16 protein-coding genes are annotated in these 14,690 nt (G+C 74.9%); 13 read left to right on the top strand and 3 right to left on the bottom strand.

Annotation, left to right across the window (positions count from 1 at the left end; all coding sequences use genetic code 11):
• Positions 1–38: 38 nt before the first annotated feature.
• The gene (locus ABD335_RS18850) at positions 39–278 is read right to left on the bottom strand and encodes a hypothetical protein (protein ID WP_344324591.1); all 240 of its coding nucleotides are present in this window, start codon (positions 276–278) and stop codon (positions 39–41) included.
• A gap of 268 nt (positions 279–546) precedes the next feature.
• Here ABD335_RS18850 and ABD335_RS18855 point away from each other — a divergent pair, with 268 nt between their 5' ends.
• Positions 547–1,074: a GNAT family N-acetyltransferase gene (locus ABD335_RS18855; protein WP_344324594.1), complete on the top strand. Its 528-nt coding sequence runs from the start codon at positions 547–549 to the stop codon at positions 1,072–1,074.
• A gap of 16 nt (positions 1,075–1,090) precedes the next feature.
• On the opposite strand, the gene ABD335_RS18860 is transcribed toward ABD335_RS18855, so the two are convergent.
• Positions 1,091–2,131 carry an Rv2578c family radical SAM protein gene (locus tag ABD335_RS18860; RefSeq protein ID WP_344324597.1) on the bottom strand — a complete coding sequence of 347 codons (1,041 nt, stop codon included), beginning with the start codon at positions 2,129–2,131 and terminating at the stop codon, positions 1,091–1,093.
• A gap of 167 nt (positions 2,132–2,298) precedes the next feature.
• On the opposite strand from ABD335_RS18860, the gene ABD335_RS18865 reads away from it, so the two are divergent.
• The 7 genes from ABD335_RS18865 to ABD335_RS18895 all read left to right on the top strand — a co-directional run bounded on the left by ABD335_RS18865 (position 2,299) and on the right by ABD335_RS18895 (position 9,554).
• Positions 2,299–2,745: an SRPBCC family protein gene (locus ABD335_RS18865; RefSeq protein WP_344324600.1), complete on the top strand. Its 447-nt coding sequence runs from the start codon at positions 2,299–2,301 to the stop codon at positions 2,743–2,745.
• Between the two features lie 167 nt (positions 2,746–2,912).
• Complete coding sequence (locus ABD335_RS18870; RefSeq protein WP_344324603.1) at positions 2,913–3,695, top strand: SAM-dependent methyltransferase; 783 nt, start codon at positions 2,913–2,915, stop codon at positions 3,693–3,695.
• Between the two features lie 53 nt (positions 3,696–3,748).
• A complete protein-coding gene (locus tag ABD335_RS18875; RefSeq protein ID WP_344324606.1) occupies positions 3,749–4,585 on the top strand; it encodes a M55 family metallopeptidase in 837 nt (278 codons plus the stop codon).
• Positions 4,578–5,915, top strand: coding sequence for a M20/M25/M40 family metallo-hydrolase (locus ABD335_RS18880; protein WP_344324609.1), 1,338 nt, complete (start codon positions 4,578–4,580; stop codon positions 5,913–5,915). Before ABD335_RS18875 ends, ABD335_RS18880 begins: the two co-directional genes overlap by 8 nt.
• Before the next feature lie 128 nt (positions 5,916–6,043).
• Positions 6,044–8,059, top strand: a complete 2,016-nt coding sequence (locus ABD335_RS18885; RefSeq protein WP_344324612.1) for a S9 family peptidase — start codon at positions 6,044–6,046, stop codon at positions 8,057–8,059.
• On the top strand, positions 8,056–9,009 hold the full coding sequence (locus ABD335_RS18890; protein WP_344324615.1) for a S66 peptidase family protein: 954 nt from the start codon (positions 8,056–8,058) through the stop codon (positions 9,007–9,009). The genes ABD335_RS18885 and ABD335_RS18890 overlap by 4 nt, the downstream gene beginning before the upstream one ends.
• Positions 9,006–9,554, top strand: coding sequence for a DinB family protein (locus tag ABD335_RS18895; RefSeq protein WP_344324618.1), 549 nt, complete (start codon positions 9,006–9,008; stop codon positions 9,552–9,554). The genes ABD335_RS18890 and ABD335_RS18895 overlap by 4 nt, the downstream gene beginning before the upstream one ends.
• Positions 9,555–9,564: 10 nt before the next feature.
• Here ABD335_RS18895 and ABD335_RS18900 read toward each other — a convergent pair whose 3' ends face one another.
• Entirely contained in the window at positions 9,565–10,506 is a 942-nt protein-coding gene (locus tag ABD335_RS18900) for an aminoglycoside phosphotransferase family protein (RefSeq protein ID WP_344324621.1), read from the bottom strand.
• A gap of 93 nt (positions 10,507–10,599) precedes the next feature.
• On the opposite strand from ABD335_RS18900, the gene ABD335_RS18905 reads away from it, so the two are divergent.
• From ABD335_RS18905 to ABD335_RS18925, 5 genes are all read left to right on the top strand, one after another.
• Positions 10,600–11,406, top strand: a complete 807-nt coding sequence (locus ABD335_RS18905) for an SDR family NAD(P)-dependent oxidoreductase (protein ID WP_344324624.1) — start codon at positions 10,600–10,602, stop codon at positions 11,404–11,406.
• A gap of 145 nt (positions 11,407–11,551) precedes the next feature.
• Positions 11,552–12,088, top strand: coding sequence for a DUF6624 domain-containing protein (locus tag ABD335_RS18910; RefSeq protein ID WP_344324627.1), 537 nt, complete (start codon positions 11,552–11,554; stop codon positions 12,086–12,088).
• 41 nt (positions 12,089–12,129) lie between these two features.
• Positions 12,130–12,861 carry a class I SAM-dependent methyltransferase gene (locus ABD335_RS18915; protein ID WP_344324630.1) on the top strand — a complete coding sequence of 244 codons (732 nt, stop codon included), beginning with the start codon at positions 12,130–12,132 and terminating at the stop codon, positions 12,859–12,861.
• A gap of 43 nt (positions 12,862–12,904) precedes the next feature.
• A complete protein-coding gene (locus ABD335_RS18920) occupies positions 12,905–13,543 on the top strand; it encodes a 4'-phosphopantetheinyl transferase family protein (RefSeq protein WP_344324735.1) in 639 nt (212 codons plus the stop codon).
• A gap of 202 nt (positions 13,544–13,745) precedes the next feature.
• Positions 13,746–14,669, top strand: a complete 924-nt coding sequence (locus ABD335_RS18925) for an NADP-dependent oxidoreductase (RefSeq protein ID WP_344324633.1) — start codon at positions 13,746–13,748, stop codon at positions 14,667–14,669.
• Positions 14,670–14,690 lie beyond the last annotated feature (21 nt).

Consider the following 14,690-nt stretch of genomic DNA (forward strand, 5'->3'; position numbering starts at 1 on the left):
GCGAGCGGTGCGATGCGAGCGGTGCGCGGGCGGGCGCGTCAGTAGCTCCACCAACGGCCCTCGACGGGCTGGGCGATCCAGGTGTAGATGCCGCTCTCGGCGGGGCCGCGCCGCCAGACGGCCTTCACCTCCTCGGCCGGGTACTCCTCCAGGCAGTCCCAGACGCCCAGGGAGTCGGTGTCCTCGATGACGATCTGGCCGTCGGCGGTGCGCCCGGCCCGCCCGGCCTCGATCAGCCTCTCCCGGCCATCCTTGAGTTGCAGTTTGAAGACGGCCATCGTGCGCGCCTTTCTCCCGACGGTCCCCGCCGCTCGGCGGTTCCCGGATGGTCTTCAGGGGTTCGCGGACGTTCTCGGGGGTGTGCCACCCCCGAGGCGCCGGACGACGACGGAGCGGTGGCCCCGGAGGTGGCGTTGGAAGCAGGCCGACCATGTCGGCGAGCACGCTTACTCTAACGCAGGGGGAGAGTTGTCACCGGTCCACTCGTGCCAATGGAGGCACCCGTACGAGGTAGGTTCCGGGGTGTCACCGGAAGAGGGGAGCACGGTGCGCGTACGAGGGGCGGCCGAGACGGACCTGGAGGCGATCGCGGCCCTGCGGGTGCGCGGATGGCGGTACGCCTACCGGGACCTGATGCCGCGTCGGCACCTGGAGGCGATGGACGCCGCGGCCGACGCCGCCCGGCGCCGGAGCACCTTCGCGGCGACGCGCGGGACGACCACCGATCTGGTGGCGGTGGAGGACGACGGACGGATCGTCGGCCGGGCCGCGTTCGGGCCGTGCCGCGACGGCGACGCGTCGCCCGCCGACGGCGAGGTGTACGCCCTCTACGCCGAGCCCGAGCGCGTCGGCACGGGCGTCGGCCGCACCCTGCTGGGCGAGGTGATCGAGCGGTCGGCCGGGCAGGGTCGGCCCCGACTGCTGCTGTGGGTGGTCGAGGGCAACGCGCGGGCCCGCCGCTTCTACGCGGCGGCGGGTTTCGTCGCGGACGGGACCGTGGGGTCCTTCGAGGTCGCGGGCGTGTCCGTGCCCGAGGTCCGCTACGTGCGCGAGCCGCGTGGGGCGCACCTCTGAGGAGCGCCCGGCGGCGTCACAGCAGTGTCAGTTGGGTCGGGCCCGGCTCGGGCTCCGGAGCGCAGCGCCCGGGGTCGGGGACGGCGCGGTGGGCGCCCGGCCGGGACGGGCCGATGCCGTACTCCTCCGCCAGTTCGTGCACCTGCCGGGTGATCCGCCGCTGGTACCACTTCGGGGCGTAGGCGCCGTCGGCGTACAGCGCCTCGTAGTGGCGCACCAGACCGGGATGGTCGCGGGCCAGCCAGGCCATGAACCACTCGCGGGCGCCCGGCCGCAGATGGAGGGCGAGCGGGGTGACGGAGGTGGCGCCGGCCGCCGCGATCGCCCGGACGGTCGCGCGCAGTTGGGCGGGTCCGTCGGAGAGGAACGGGATCACCGGGGCCATCAGCACCCCGCAGCCGATGCCGTGCTCGGCGAGGGTCCGCACCACGTCCAGCCGCCGCTCGGGCGCGGGGGCGCCGGGCTCCACCGTGCGCCACAGCTCCTCGTCCAGGAAGGCCACCGACACCGATATGCCCACCTCGGCCACGGCGCGGGCCGACCGGAGCAGGTCCAGGTCGCGCAGGATCAGCGTGCCCTTGGTGAGGATGGAGAAGGGGTTGGCGAAGTCGCGCAGGGCCGCCAGGATGCCGGGCATCAGCCGGTAGCGGCCCTCGGCGCGCTGGTAGCAGTCGACGTTGGTGCCCATCGCGATGTGCTGGCCGTGCCAGCGGGGCGAGGCCAGTTCGCGGCGCAGCAGCCGGTCGGCGTTGGTCTTCACCACGATCTGGGTGTCGAAGCCGATCCCGGTGTCCAGGTCCAGGTAGGCGTGGCTGCGGCGGGCGAAGCAGTACACGCAGGCGTGCGAGCAGCCGCGGTAGGGGTTGACGGTCCACTCGAACGGCATCCGGGAGGCGCCGGGCACCCGGTTGATGATCGAACGCGCCCGTACCTCGTGGAAGGTGATGCCCCGGAACTCGGGGGTGTCGAACGTGCGGGTCACCACGTCGGTGCCGAAGAGGGCGGCCGTGGTGCCGCTCGCGTCCGGTCCGTCGTGGCTCAGGTTGTCCCAGCGCATGCGGCCTCCTCGCTCTGCCGTCCAAGAATAGAACACCTGTTCCCATGGAGGGGTCAACCCCGATTTGGGCGGGCGCGCCGCCGGTGGTTGGCTTGGGGGAGGAACACGACGAGGCCCGTCCGCCCATCAGGTGACGGACGGTCAGCCGGACCACTCACGGAGGAGCCATGGCGCAGGTCGAGGCCACCACACGGCGGGACATCGCGGCCGACCCGGACGACGTCTTCGACGCGCTCGCCGACTACGCCGGCGTCCGCGCCAGGGTGCTGCCCGGCCAGTACGGCGAGTACGAGGTGCGCGAGGGCGGCGACGGCAAGGGCACGCTCGTGCACTGGAGGCTCCAGGCCACCTCCAAGCGCGTGCGCGACTGCCTGATGGAGGTGGACGAGCCGTCCGAGCGGCGGCTGGTCGAACGCGACCGCAACTCCTCCATGGTCAACACCTGGACCGTCTCCCCCGGACCGGGCGGACGCGGCGCGCGGGTCACCGTCACCACCACCTGGCAGGGCGCCGGCGGCGTCGGCGGCTTCTTCGAGCGGATCTTCGCCCCCAAGGGTCTCGCCCGCATCCACGACGAGCTGCTCGCCAACCTCGCCGCCGAATTGGAGGGATGACCGCGCCCGGCGCCCTCCCTCACCGGATCGGGTGATCCCGGCGGCCGAGGAGGCGTCCGCGGAGGCGTCCGACGGCGCGAGGCACGATCCGCGCGGATCGGGGTACGAGGGCTGTCCCGGCGGCCGTGACACGAGCGGCCCCACGACGACGGCGGAGGGAGAGACCCGTGAACGCCACCACGTCCCGAGACGGCCGAGAGGGCGACACCTGGGACGGCAACTGGAGCACCGATCCCGCGATCACGGCCGCCGTTCACCTGCCGATCTTCGAGAAGTACTTCGACCCGGACCTGCCACTGGTCGACGCCGACTGCGGCAACGGCGCCCAGACGGTCTTCCTGGCCGGCCGCTTCCACCCGTGCGTGGGCATCGACCGGTCGGCCGACGCCCTGGAGCGCGCCCGGACCGTGGTGGGGGAGGGCGCGGGGCACCGCTCCGCGCCCGACTTCCGGCGGCTCGACGCCGCCGACCCCGACGCCATGCGGCACCTGCACGAGGAGTTGGGGGACGCCAACGTCTACCTGCGCGGCGTCCTCCAGCGCAGCGAGCCCGACCACCGCCCGCGCGTCGCGGAGTCCGTCGCCGCCCTCGTCGGCGAGCGCGGACGCGCCTTCGTGGTGGAGGCCGCCCCCACGGCCCGGGCCGCCCTCGCCCGGGGAGCCGAGGCCGTCGACCCCACCGAACTCCCCGGACCGCTGGACGCCCCCGGCCTGTCGGATCTGTCACACCTGGCCGGGGCGCACGGCCCCGAGGGCGGACTGCCGGAGCTGGCCGCCCCGTTCGACGCGGTCGGGCTGCGCGTGCTCGCCGGCGGCTCCCTCCCGTTGTCCACAACGGAGTTCGAGCCGGACGGCTCACGGCTGGACCTCCCGGCGAACTGGCTGGTGGTCGGCCGCGGCGACCGGCACGGCGGGAACGCCGCCGATCACGCCACAGGTATGGACCGGTAGCACTTCACCCCGGGGCTTTGCCCTCGCCCGGGCGGCGCGTAACGTGGCGTGCCATGACGAAGATCTTGATCAGTGCGGACATGGAGGGCGCCACGGGTGTGACCTGGCCCGCCGACGTGCTGCCGGGCACCCCCCAGTGGGAACGCTGTCGTCCGATGTTCACCTCCGACGTGAACGCGGCGGTCGCCGGGTTCTTCGCCGGCGGAGCGGACGAGGTACTGATCAACGAGGCGCACTGGAGCATGCGGAACCTGCTGCTGGAGCGGCTGGACGACCGCGCCCAGATGCTCACCGGCCGCCACAAGTCGCTCAGCATGGTCGAGGGCGTCCAGCACGGCGACGTGGACGGCATCGCCTTCGTCGGCTACCACACCGGCGCCGGCACCGAGGGCGTCCTCGCCCACACCTACCTCGCCAACACCATCACCGGCGTGTGGCTGGACGGCGAGCGGGCGAGCGAGGGACGGCTCAACACCGCGGTGGTGGCCGAGTTCGGCGTCCCCGTGATCCTCGTCACCGGCGACGACCTCACCTGCGAGGACGCCCGCGACTACGCGCCGAGCGCGCTCGGGGTGGCCGTCAAGGACCACGTCTCCCGGTACGCGGCCGTCTGCCGCACCCCCGCCCGCACCGCCGCCGACATCCGCGCGGCGGCCGAGAAGGCGGTGGCGCTGGCCGTCCGCCACGAGCCCGTCCGACCCCGGCCCCACACCATCGAGATCGAGTTCGACGCCGAGCACCTGGTGGGCGCGGCCACCGTCGTCCCCGGCGTGGAGCGGACGGGTGAGCGCCGCGTGGCGTACACATCGCCGTCCATGTACGAGGGCATTCGCACCTTCAAGGCGGTCACCACGGTCGTCTCGTCCGCCGTGGAGGAACAGTATGGCTGAGCGCACCGAGCACATCGACCGGCAGGCCCTCGACGAGGCGGTTGCCTTCACCTCCGAGCTGATCCGCATCGACTCCGTCAACCTCGGCAACGGCGACGGCACGGAGCGGAAGGCGGCCGAGTACGTCGCCGAGCGCCTGGCCGACGTCGGCATCGAGCCGAAGCTGCTGGAGAAGATCCCGGGCCGCACCAACGTCGTCGCCCGCATCGAGGGCACCGACGCGGGCGCCGACGCGCTGCTCGTCCACGGCCACCTGGACGTGGTGCCCGCCGAGCCCGCCGACTGGACCGTCCACCCCTTCTCCGGCGAGGTCCGCGACGGCGTGGTCTGGGGCCGCGGCGCGGTCGACATGAAGAACGCCGACGCCATGGTCCTGGCCACCGTCCGCGCCTGGGCGCGGGCCGGGGTGCGGCCCCGCCGCGACATCGTGCTCGCCTTCACCGCCGACGAGGAGGACACCGGCCAGTACGGCGCCGACTTCCTCGCCACGGAGCACCCCGAGCTCTTCGAGGGCTGCACCGAGGGCATCGGCGAGTCCGGCGCCTACACCTTCCACGCGGACGGCGGCCTGCGGCTCTACCCGGTCGCGGCCGGCGAGCGCGGCACCGCCTGGATGGAGCTCACCGCCACCGGACGCGCCGGACACGGCTCCAAGGTCAACCGCGCCAACGCGGTGAGCCGGCTGGCCGCCGCGGTGCACCGGATCGGCGAGCACACCTGGCCCGTGCGGCTCTCCCCGACGGTGCGGGCCGCCCTCACCGAGCTGTCCCGCCTCAACGGCCTGGACGTCCCCGACCTCGACGCCCCCGACTTCGACGTGGACGCCCTGCTGGCCAAGCTCGGCCCGGCCGCCAAGCTGGTCGAGGCGACCGTGCGCAACAGCTCCGCGCCCACCGGCCTCAAGGCCGGCTACAAGATCAACGTGATCCCCGGCAGCGCCACCGCGTACGTCGACGGCCGCGTCCTCCCCGGCACCGAGGAGGAGTTCGTCGCCACCATGGACGAGCTGACCGGCCCGGACGTGGACTGGGAGTTCTACCACCGCGGCCCGGCCGTCGAGGCACCGGTCGACTCGCGCACGTTCGCCGTGCTCCGCGAGTCCCTGGAGCACTTCGACCCCGACGCCCACGTCATCCCGTTCTGCATGACGGGCGGCACCGACGCCAAGCAGTTCGCGCCGCTGGGCATCGTGGGCTACGGCTTCTCGCCGCTGAAGCTCCCCGAGGGCATCAACTACCAGGCGATGTTCCACGGCGTCGACGAGCGGGTCCCCGTCGAGGCCCTGCACTTCGGCGTGCGGGTCCTCGACCGCGCCCTGTTCAACCTCTGAGTGTTCAACCTCTGAGTGTTCAACCTCTGAGTCCGGCCCCCGAGCCCGACCCTCCGAGTCCGACCTCCGACGCGACCCATCCCCGCCTCCGACCCGACTCCGACGAGCCGCAGCAAGGGAGCCAGCCGATGACGCCCGCCACCGCCCCGTACGGCACCTGGACGTCCCCGATCGACGCCCGCCTGGTCGCCGCGCACGACGGCCACCCCGAGTACGTGGGCACCGTCGGCCAGGAGGTGTGGTGGACCGAGCCCCGCCCGACCGAGGGGGGACGCCGGGCCCTGATGCGGCTGCGCCCGTACGGCACCGGACCGGCCGAGTCCGTGCTGCCCGAGCCGTGGAACGTCCGCAGCCGGGTGATCGAGTACGGCGGCCGGCCGTGGGCGGGGGCGGAGCGCGCGGACGGCGGGCCGCTGGTCGTCTTCGTCCACCATCCCGACCAGCGGATGTACGCGTTCGAGCCGGACCACCCCGGCGCCGCGCCCCGCCCGCTCACCCCCCTCTCCCCGGTGGGCGAGGGCCTGCGCTGGGCCGACCCGGTGGTGCTGCCGGAGCGGGGCGAGGTGTGGTGCGTGTTGGAGGAGTTCACCGGCCCCCGTCCCACCGACGTGCGCCGCGTGCTCGCGGCCGTCCCCCTGGACGGCTCGGCCGCCGACGACCGCGCCCGGGTGCGGGAGTTGACCGACGGCGCCGACCGCTTCGTCACCGGCCCCCGGTTCTCCCCGGACGGGCGGCGCGTGGCGTGGCTGGCCTGGGACCACCCGCGGATGCCCTGGGACGGCACGGTCGTCCGCCTCGCCGACGTCACCGACGCCGGCACCCTGACGGACGCGCGGGCGGTCGTCGGCGGCCCCGACGAGTCGATCGCCCAGGTCGGCTGGGGCGCGGACGGCGCGCTGCTGTACGCCGGCGACGCGAGCGGCTGGTGGAACCTGTACCGCTTGGACGTCGACGCGGCCGGGGCCGGCGGCGGGAGCACCAACCTCTGCCCGCGCCCGGAGGAGTTCGGCGGACCGCTGTGGAAGATCGGCCACCAGTGGTTCGAGCCGCTGGAGAACGGCCTGGTCGCCGTCCTCCACGGCCTCGGCTCCCCACGCCTGGGCATCCTCGACCCCCGCACCGGCGAACTGGCCGACACCCCCGGCCCCTGGACCGAGTGGGCCCCGACACTGGCCTCCGCGGGCACCCGCGTCATCGGCATCGCCGCCGGCCCCCACCGCGACTACGAGGTCGTGGAGCTGGACACCTGCACCGGCCACACCCTGGTCGTCGGCGCCGAGCACACCGACCCCGTGGACCCCGCCCACTTCCCCGAGCCCGAGGCGCGCGTCTTCCACGGGCCCGACGGGCGCGAGATCCACGCCCGGCTCTACCCGCCGCGCAACCCCGCGCACCGGGCCCCCGACGGCGAGCTGCCGCCCTACGTCGTCTGGGCCCACGGCGGTCCCACCGGACGGGCGGCGCTCGTCCTGGACCTGGAGATCGCCTACTTCACCTCGCGCGGCATCGGCGTGGTCGAGGTCGACTACGGAGGCTCGGCGGGCTACGGCCGCGCCTACCGCGAACGGCTGCGGGGGCAGTGGGGCGTGGTCGACGTCGAGGACTGCGCGGCCGTCGCGCGGACCCTGGCCGAGGAGGGCACCGCCGACCCCGCTCGGCTGGCCATACGCGGCGGCAGCGCGGGAGGCTGGACCACCGCGGTCTCCCTCACCTCGCCGCTGACCGAGGGCCTGTACGCCTGCGGGACGATCAGCTACCCGATCCTGGACCTGGAGGGCTGGGCGACCGGCGAGACCCACGACTTCGAGTCGCAGTACCTGGTCTCCCTCGTCGGCCGCCTGGAGGAGCACCCCGACCGCTACCGCGACCGCTCGCCCCTCCACCACGCCGACCGCGTCACCGTGCCGTTCCTGCTCCTCCAGGGCCTGGACGACGTGATCTGCCCGCCCGCCCAGTGCGACCGCTTCCTGGCCGCGGTCGCCGGCCGCGGAGTGCCGCACGCCTACCTCGCCTTCGAGGGCGAGAGCCACGGCTTCCGCAAGGCCGAGACCATCACCCGGGCCGTCGAGGCCGAACTCGCCCTGTACGCACGGGTCTTCGGCTTCGACCGCCCGGACGTCCCCCCGCTGGAGCTCGCCGAATGACCCCCGCCGCACCCTCCCTCACCTCCCTCGCCCGCCCCCGGCGGCTGCGCCCCGGCGACCGGGTGGCGATCGTGGCGCCCAGCGGGCCGGTGCTTCCCGAGCGGCTGGACGCCGGCGTGGACGTCCTGCGCGGCTGGGACCTGGACCCGGTCGTCATGCCGCACGTCCTCGACGTCCACCCGCGCCTGGACCACCTCGCGGGCACCGACGCCGACCGCGCCCGCGACCTGACGGACGCCTGGTGCGACCCCACCGTCGCGGCGGTCCTCGCCGCGCGCGGCGGCTACGGCGTCCAGCGGATGGTGGACCTGGTGGACTGGGAGGCGCTGCGCGCGGCCGGCCCCAAGGCGTTCGTCGGCTACAGCGACCTCACCGCGCTGCACGAGGCCATCGCCGCCCGGCTGGGCCTGGCCACCCTGCACGGCCCGATGCCCGCCACCGTCTCCTTCCTCAAGGACACCACCACCCAGGACCACCTGCGCCGCACCCTCTTCGCGCCGGAGACGGTCACCGAGATCACCTCGCCCACCGCCCGCACCCTGGTGCCCGGCCGCGCCCACGGCACCACCTTCGGCGGCTGCCTGTCCCTGCTGGCCGGCGAACTCGGCGTCCGCGGGCGGCGGCCCGCCTGCCCGGACGGCGGCGGCATCCTGCTGCTGGAGGACGTCGGGGAGCAGCCGTACCGCCTCGACGGCCACCTCACCCACCTGCTGCGCTCCGGGGCGCTGGACGGCGTGACGGGCGTCGTGCTGGGCTCCTGGTACGACTGCGGCCCCTACGAGGAGGTCCGCGCGGTGCTGCTGGACCGGCTCGCCCCGCTGGGCGTGCCCGTGGTGGAGGAGCTGGGATTCGGCCACGGCCCCTCGACCCTGACCCTTCCGCTGGGCGTGCCCGCCACCCTGGACGCCGACGCGTGCACCCTCACCCTCCGGGAGGCGGCCCTGAGATGAGCCCCGAGACGACCGGGATCTTCGGGGACGGCACCCCGCTGCCCGAGCCCCCGCCCGACACCCCGCCCGACCCGGTGGGCCTGCCGGCCGCCTACCTCGACTACTACCGCGACACCGTCCTGCGGAAGCTCGACGGGCTCTCCGAGGCCGAGCTGCGCCGCAGCCGGCTGCCCTCGGGCTGGACGCCGCTGGAACTGCTCTGGCACCTGGCCTGCGTCGAACGCCGCTGGTTCCGATGGGGCTTCACGGCCGAGCCCGTCGAGGACCCCTGGGCGGACCAGGACGCCGACGGCCGCCGGCACGTCCCCGACGGCATGACGACCGAGCGGGTCGTGGAGCGCTTCCGCGCCCAGTGCGCCCGCTCCCGCGAGATCGTCGCCTCCGCCGCCCCGACCGACCGCGCCGCGGTCGGAGGCCGCTTCGCCACCGAGGAGGAGGCCCCGACCCTGGCCTGGATCCTCCTCCACGTCCTCCAGGAGTACGCCCGCCACGCCGGCCACCTCGACATCGTCCGCGAACTGGCCGACGGCGAGGTGGGGGAGTGAGCGCCGGGGACTACAGCCCCGCCAGGTCCGCCAACGTCCGCACCTGACGCATCATCCCGACCCCGGCGTCGAGATCGCCCCGTTCGGCCACGGCCCACAGCGCCGACTCCACGCGTCGCGCCACCCCCCACGCCTGGAGCCGCGCCACGTCCTCGCCGAGCACGTCGGCGACCAGCGCGCAGCGCGCGGCGACCACCGGACGCGGGGAGGGCCGGCCGAAGGGGGCGTCGATCTGCTCGATCAGCGGCCAGGGGTCGTACAGCGGGTCGCCCACCATCGGCTTGGCGTCGATCGCCAGCCAGGGCTCGCGCTCGGCGGCCAGCACGTTGCCGGGGTTGAGGTCGCCGTGCACCACGACCTCGCGGCCGGCGGTGACGGGCAGCTCGCGCAGCAGCCGCACCCCCAGCGCCACCAGGGCGGGATCGAAGCCCGGAGGCCGGAGCCGGGCCATGCGCTCCTCGGCGATCACCGCCCACGCGGCGGTCACGTCCGCCACCCGGTCCAGCCCCGTCTCCGGCGGCACGGGCGCGCTCCACAGCCCGCGCACCAGCTCGGCCCCGGCCACCAGCCGCTCCTCGACGGGCAGTTCGACGGCGTCCCCCAGTTCGGTGCCGGGCGCGCAGTGTTCCAGCAACAGGGCGTACCGCTCGGCGTCGTGCTCGTACAGCCGCACGGCCCCCCGTCCGTCCCACAGCCGCAGCGCCTCGCCCTCCCCGGCGGCCTCCGGATGGGGCCACCCCACCTTGAGGACGGCCCGGGTCTCCCCCCGCCGCACCGGCGCCACCCACGAGCAGCTTCCCCCGGCGAACGGCTCCCCGAGGACGAGCCCCCAACGCTCGCTCAACTCCCGGATCAAGTCGGGCAGTCGCTCCAGCCAGGCGGGCCCGCCCGGAGAACCGGAGACGGTGCGGACGACGGGCAGGGTGGGCGGTACCAACTCCGCGGGGCTCACGGGACCCGAGCATAGGGACCGCGGACGCGGGCCGTCGAACGCGATGTCCGATTGCCGCCGGACCCGTGGGCCGCGCCGCACGAGGATCGAGCCATGTCATCGACGACCAACGGCACGACCGGCACGACCGACACGACCGGCACGACCGGCACGACCGGCACGGGCGACCTGTACGGCAAGGTCGCCCTGGTGACCGGCGGCAGCCGCGGCATAGGCGAGGCCGTGGCGCTGCGGCTCGCCCGGGACGGTGCCGACGTGGCACTGACCTACCGGCACTCCGAGGAGCGCGCGGAGCGAGTGGTGGAGAGGATCAAGGCCCTCGGACGCCGGGCCCGGGCGGTGCGCGCCGACAACGCCGACCCGACCGCCGTCCGCGCCGCGGTGAAGACCACCGTGGCGGAGTTCGGGCGCCTGGACATCCTGGTGAACAACGCCGGGGCCGGAGTCCTCGCCCCGATCGAGGAGATCACGGCGGAGGACGTCGACCGGGTGCTGCACGTCAACGTCCGCGCCCCCTACCTGGCCTGCCAGACCGCCGCCGGCCACATGGGGGAGGGCGGACGGATCGTCACGATCGGCAGTTGCATGGCCGAGCGCGTCGCCTTCCCCGGCGGCTCCCTCTACGCCACCGGCAAGGCCGCCCTGACGGGTCTGACCAAGGCGCCGGCCCGGGAGCTCGGCCCGCGCGGCATCACGGCCAACCTCGTCCACCCCGGCCCGATCGACACCGACACGAACCCCGCGGACGGGCCGGGCGCGGAGGCCCAGAGGAGCCTCACCGCGCTGGGGCGCTACGGGCGGCCCGAGGAGGTCGCGGCGACGGTGGCGCACCTGGCCGGCGCCGGTGGCCGGTACATCACCGGCGCCTCCGTGGCCGTGGACGGCGGCTTCGCCGCCTGAACCGGCCTTCGAACAGGCGGAGTCGGAGCCGCGTGGATTCCATTCTCGCGGCTCCGGCCCCCCTCTGTCACCGTCTTCCGGAACGATCTTTCCGCCGCCGACGGCGTCTACCGTCGAAGCCGACCGAGCGGAAGGAGACACGGAGATGACGGAGACGACCGGCGGCGACGCCCGGGCCGAGGTCGCGGCGGTACTGCGCGCGATGGCCGAGCGGGACCGCCGTTCGGTGCACCTGGCCAACAGCGAGGACGTCGCCGAGCGGCTGGCCTGGCGGCGGCTGACCGCCGAGCACGGCGACCGCCTGGCGGAGATCATGGACGAGTTCGGCTGGCCGAGCGTCGCGGCTGTCGGCGAGGAGGCCGCCACCGGCGCCTGGATCGTGGCCCAGCACGCCGACCGCGACCTCGGCGTCCAGCGCCGCGCCCTGGCCCTGCTGGAGCGGGCCGTGGAGCGGGGCGAGGACAGCGCCTACCGGCTGGCGTTCCTCCGTGACCGCGTCCTGGTCAACGAGGGCCGCCCGCAGGTCTACGGCACCCAGATCGCGGACGTCCGCGACGGCGCCCCCGTCCCGTGGCCGTGCGTCGACCCCGATCCCGCTCGCGTGGACGAGCGGCGCGCCGAGGTGGGCATCGCGCCCTTCGCCGAGTACACCGCCCGCCACGCGCCCGGCCGGTCCGGATAACCGGTGGGCGTCCGGGCGGGGTCCGTGCCACGATCGGCCGCATGACCACCGCACCGGGCACGCCGCCCGCCACCCCCGCGTCCTGGCGGATCGACGAGTCGGCGTACGCCGGTCCCGAGCACCTGGACCCCGACTTCGTGGCGGGGTTCGACCGCAAGCAGGGGTTCCCCGACCCCGCGCCGGACGTCGCCGCGCTGCGCCGTCACGGCGTGGGGGAGGACGCCACCGTGGTCGACCTGGGCGCCGGGACGGGGCGGTTCGCCCTGGCGGCGGCGCGGGAGTTCGCACGGGTGGTCGCCGTGGACGTCTCGCCCGCGATGCTGGAGCACCTGCGGGTCCGGGCGGCCGAGGAGGGGGCGGCGAACCTGGCGTGCGTGCGGGCCGGGTTCCTCACCTACGAGCACTCCGGTCCGCCCGCCGACGCCGTGCACACCCGGCACGCCCTCCACCAACTGCCCGACTTCTGGAAGGCGGTGGCCCTGGACCGCATCGCCCGCACGCTGCGGCCCGGCGGCGTGCTCAGACTCCGCGACCTGGTCTTCGACTTCCGCCCGGCCGAGGCCGAGACCGTCCTGGAGGCGTGGATGGCGGGCGCGGCCGACGACCCCGCGCGGGGATACACCCGGCAGGACTACGCCGAGCACCTGCGCACCGAGTACAGCACCTTCCGCTGGCTGCTGGAGCCGATGCTGGACGCGGCCGGGTTCGAGATAGTGGAGGCGGAGTACGAGGGACGCCTCTTCGGCACCTACACCTGCCTCAGGCGTCCCTGAACCGCCACCGCCGTCCCACCGCGCCCTGGAGGAAACCGTGAAGCTGCACGTACTGCGGGTGTCCGAGCACGCGGCCGACGCCCGCGACGGCGCGGTCCTGTCCGAGGAGGAGCGGGCCCGGTGCGTGGCGTTCGTCCAGGAGGCCGACCGCGACCGCTACCGGGTCGCCCACACGGCCCTGCGCCGGGAACTCGCCGCGCTCCTGGGCACCGACCCGGCCGCCGTCCCCCTGACGCGCGAGGCGTGCCCGCTGTGCGGCGGGCCGCACGGCCGGCCCGCCGTGCCCGGCAACCCGGTGCACTTCTCGCTGTCGCACGCGGGCGACGTGGTGCTCCTCGCCTTCGACGACGCTCCCGTGGGCGTGGACGTCGAGGCGCACCCCACGGCCGCCACCGTCGCCCAGACCGTCCGCGCGCTCCACCCGCGCGAGCGCGCCGAGATCGGAAGACTGCCGTCCGCCGACCGCCCGGCCGCCTTCGCCCGCTGCTGGACCCGGAAGGAGGCGTACCTCAAGGGCACCGGCACCGGCCTGGGCGAGGACCCCTCGGTCACCTACGTCGGCAGCCTCGCGGTGCCCGCCGAGATCCCCGGCTGGACGCTCACCGACGTCGAGGTCCCGGACGGCTACGCGGCGGCCGCCGCCGTCGCGGTCCCCCGTCCGGTCGATCCGCACACCCCGTAGGACCGTGGGACGGCCCCGCCGGGCGGGCCGTACCTCGTCCGCCGTCGCTGACGGCGCACGCCCACCGTCGAACCCCCGCCCGACCGCGGCGAGTTCCGGCCGCGCCCCGCGGCGCGGACCGGGGAGGGCCGCGCCGCGGGACCGGGTCCCGTACGGGGCAGCGGCAGGAATGATCACCCCGGTCGGGGAAGTTGTGCGGAGCATGAAGGCAATCGCTCTGAAGAACTACGGCGGACCGGACGACCTGACGCTCATGGACCTGCCCGAGCCCAAGCTCGGGCCCGACGCGGTGCTGGTGCGGGTGAAGGCGGCCGGGGTGAACCCGGTGGACTGGAAGGTCGGCGCGGGTTACCTCGACGCGATCCTCGACGCGCACTTCCCGCTGATCCCCGGCTGGGACGTGGCGGGCGTCGTGGAGCGGACCGGGCCCGAGGTGCACGAGTTCGCCCCCGGCGACGAGGTGATCGGATACGTCCGCAAGGACTGGGCGCAGAACGGCACCTACGCCGAGCTGGTCGCCGCGCCGGTGCGGACCCTGGCCCGCAAGCCCGCCGCGCTGGACTGGCGGCAGGCGGCGGGGCTGCCGCTGGCCGGACTCACCGCGTACCAGTCGCTGAGGCGGCTGGACGTCGGCGAGGGCGAGACGGTGCTGGTCCACGCCGCGTCCGGCGGTGTGGGCTCGCTGGCCACGCAGATCGCGGTCGCCCGCGGCGCCCGGGTCATCGGCACCGCCAGCGAGCGCAACCACGACTTCCTGCGGGAGCTGGGAGCCGAGCCGGTGACGTACGGGGAGGGCCTGGCCGACCGGGTCCGCGCCCTGGCGCCCGACGGCGTGGACGCGGCGTTCGACTTCGTCGGCGGCGACGCGGTGGACGTCTCGCGGCAGGTGCTGCGCGACCCCGCCAGGGTGCTGTCCATCATCGACCCCGGGGTGACCGCCAAGGGCGGGCGCTACCTGTTCGTGCGGCCCGACCGGGACGACCTCACCGCGCTGGCCGACCTCGCCGACGCGGGGAAGCTGACGGTCGGCGTGGACAAGGCGGTGCCGCTGGCCGAGGCCGCCGAGGCGTGGCGGCTCAGCCGGTCCGGCCGCGCCCGGGGCAAGATCGTGGTCGACGTCTCCTGAGGCGTCCCCGCGCCTCGCCCC

The organism is Streptomyces macrosporus, assembly GCF_039533145.1.
Lineage (GTDB): Bacteria > Actinomycetota > Actinomycetes > Streptomycetales > Streptomycetaceae > Streptomyces > Streptomyces macrosporus.

Excerpts from the sequence above, each read along its gene's own strand:
- ABD335_RS18865 (WP_344324600.1), top strand. The coding sequence starts at position 2,299 with ATGGCGCAGGTCGAGGCCACCACACGGCGGGACATCGCGGCCGACCCG.
- ABD335_RS18860 (WP_344324597.1), bottom strand. The coding sequence starts at position 2,131 with ATGCGCTGGGACAACCTGAGCCACGACGGACCGGACGCGAGCGGCACC.
- ABD335_RS18880 (WP_344324609.1), top strand. The coding sequence starts at position 4,578 with ATGGCTGAGCGCACCGAGCACATCGACCGGCAGGCCCTCGACGAGGCG.
- ABD335_RS18875 (WP_344324606.1), top strand. The coding sequence starts at position 3,749 with ATGACGAAGATCTTGATCAGTGCGGACATGGAGGGCGCCACGGGTGTG.
- ABD335_RS18915 (WP_344324630.1), top strand. The coding sequence starts at position 12,130 with ATGACCACCGCACCGGGCACGCCGCCCGCCACCCCCGCGTCCTGGCGG.
- ABD335_RS18905 (WP_344324624.1), top strand. The coding sequence starts at position 10,600 with ATGTCATCGACGACCAACGGCACGACCGGCACGACCGACACGACCGGC.
- ABD335_RS18910 (WP_344324627.1), top strand. The coding sequence starts at position 11,552 with ATGACGGAGACGACCGGCGGCGACGCCCGGGCCGAGGTCGCGGCGGTA.
- ABD335_RS18895 (WP_344324618.1), top strand. The coding sequence starts at position 9,006 with ATGAGCCCCGAGACGACCGGGATCTTCGGGGACGGCACCCCGCTGCCC.
- ABD335_RS18885 (WP_344324612.1), top strand. The coding sequence starts at position 6,044 with ATGACGCCCGCCACCGCCCCGTACGGCACCTGGACGTCCCCGATCGAC.
- ABD335_RS18890 (WP_344324615.1), top strand. The coding sequence starts at position 8,056 with ATGACCCCCGCCGCACCCTCCCTCACCTCCCTCGCCCGCCCCCGGCGG.
- ABD335_RS18925 (WP_344324633.1), top strand. The coding sequence starts at position 13,746 with ATGAAGGCAATCGCTCTGAAGAACTACGGCGGACCGGACGACCTGACG.
- ABD335_RS18850 (WP_344324591.1), bottom strand. The coding sequence starts at position 278 with ATGGCCGTCTTCAAACTGCAACTCAAGGATGGCCGGGAGAGGCTGATC.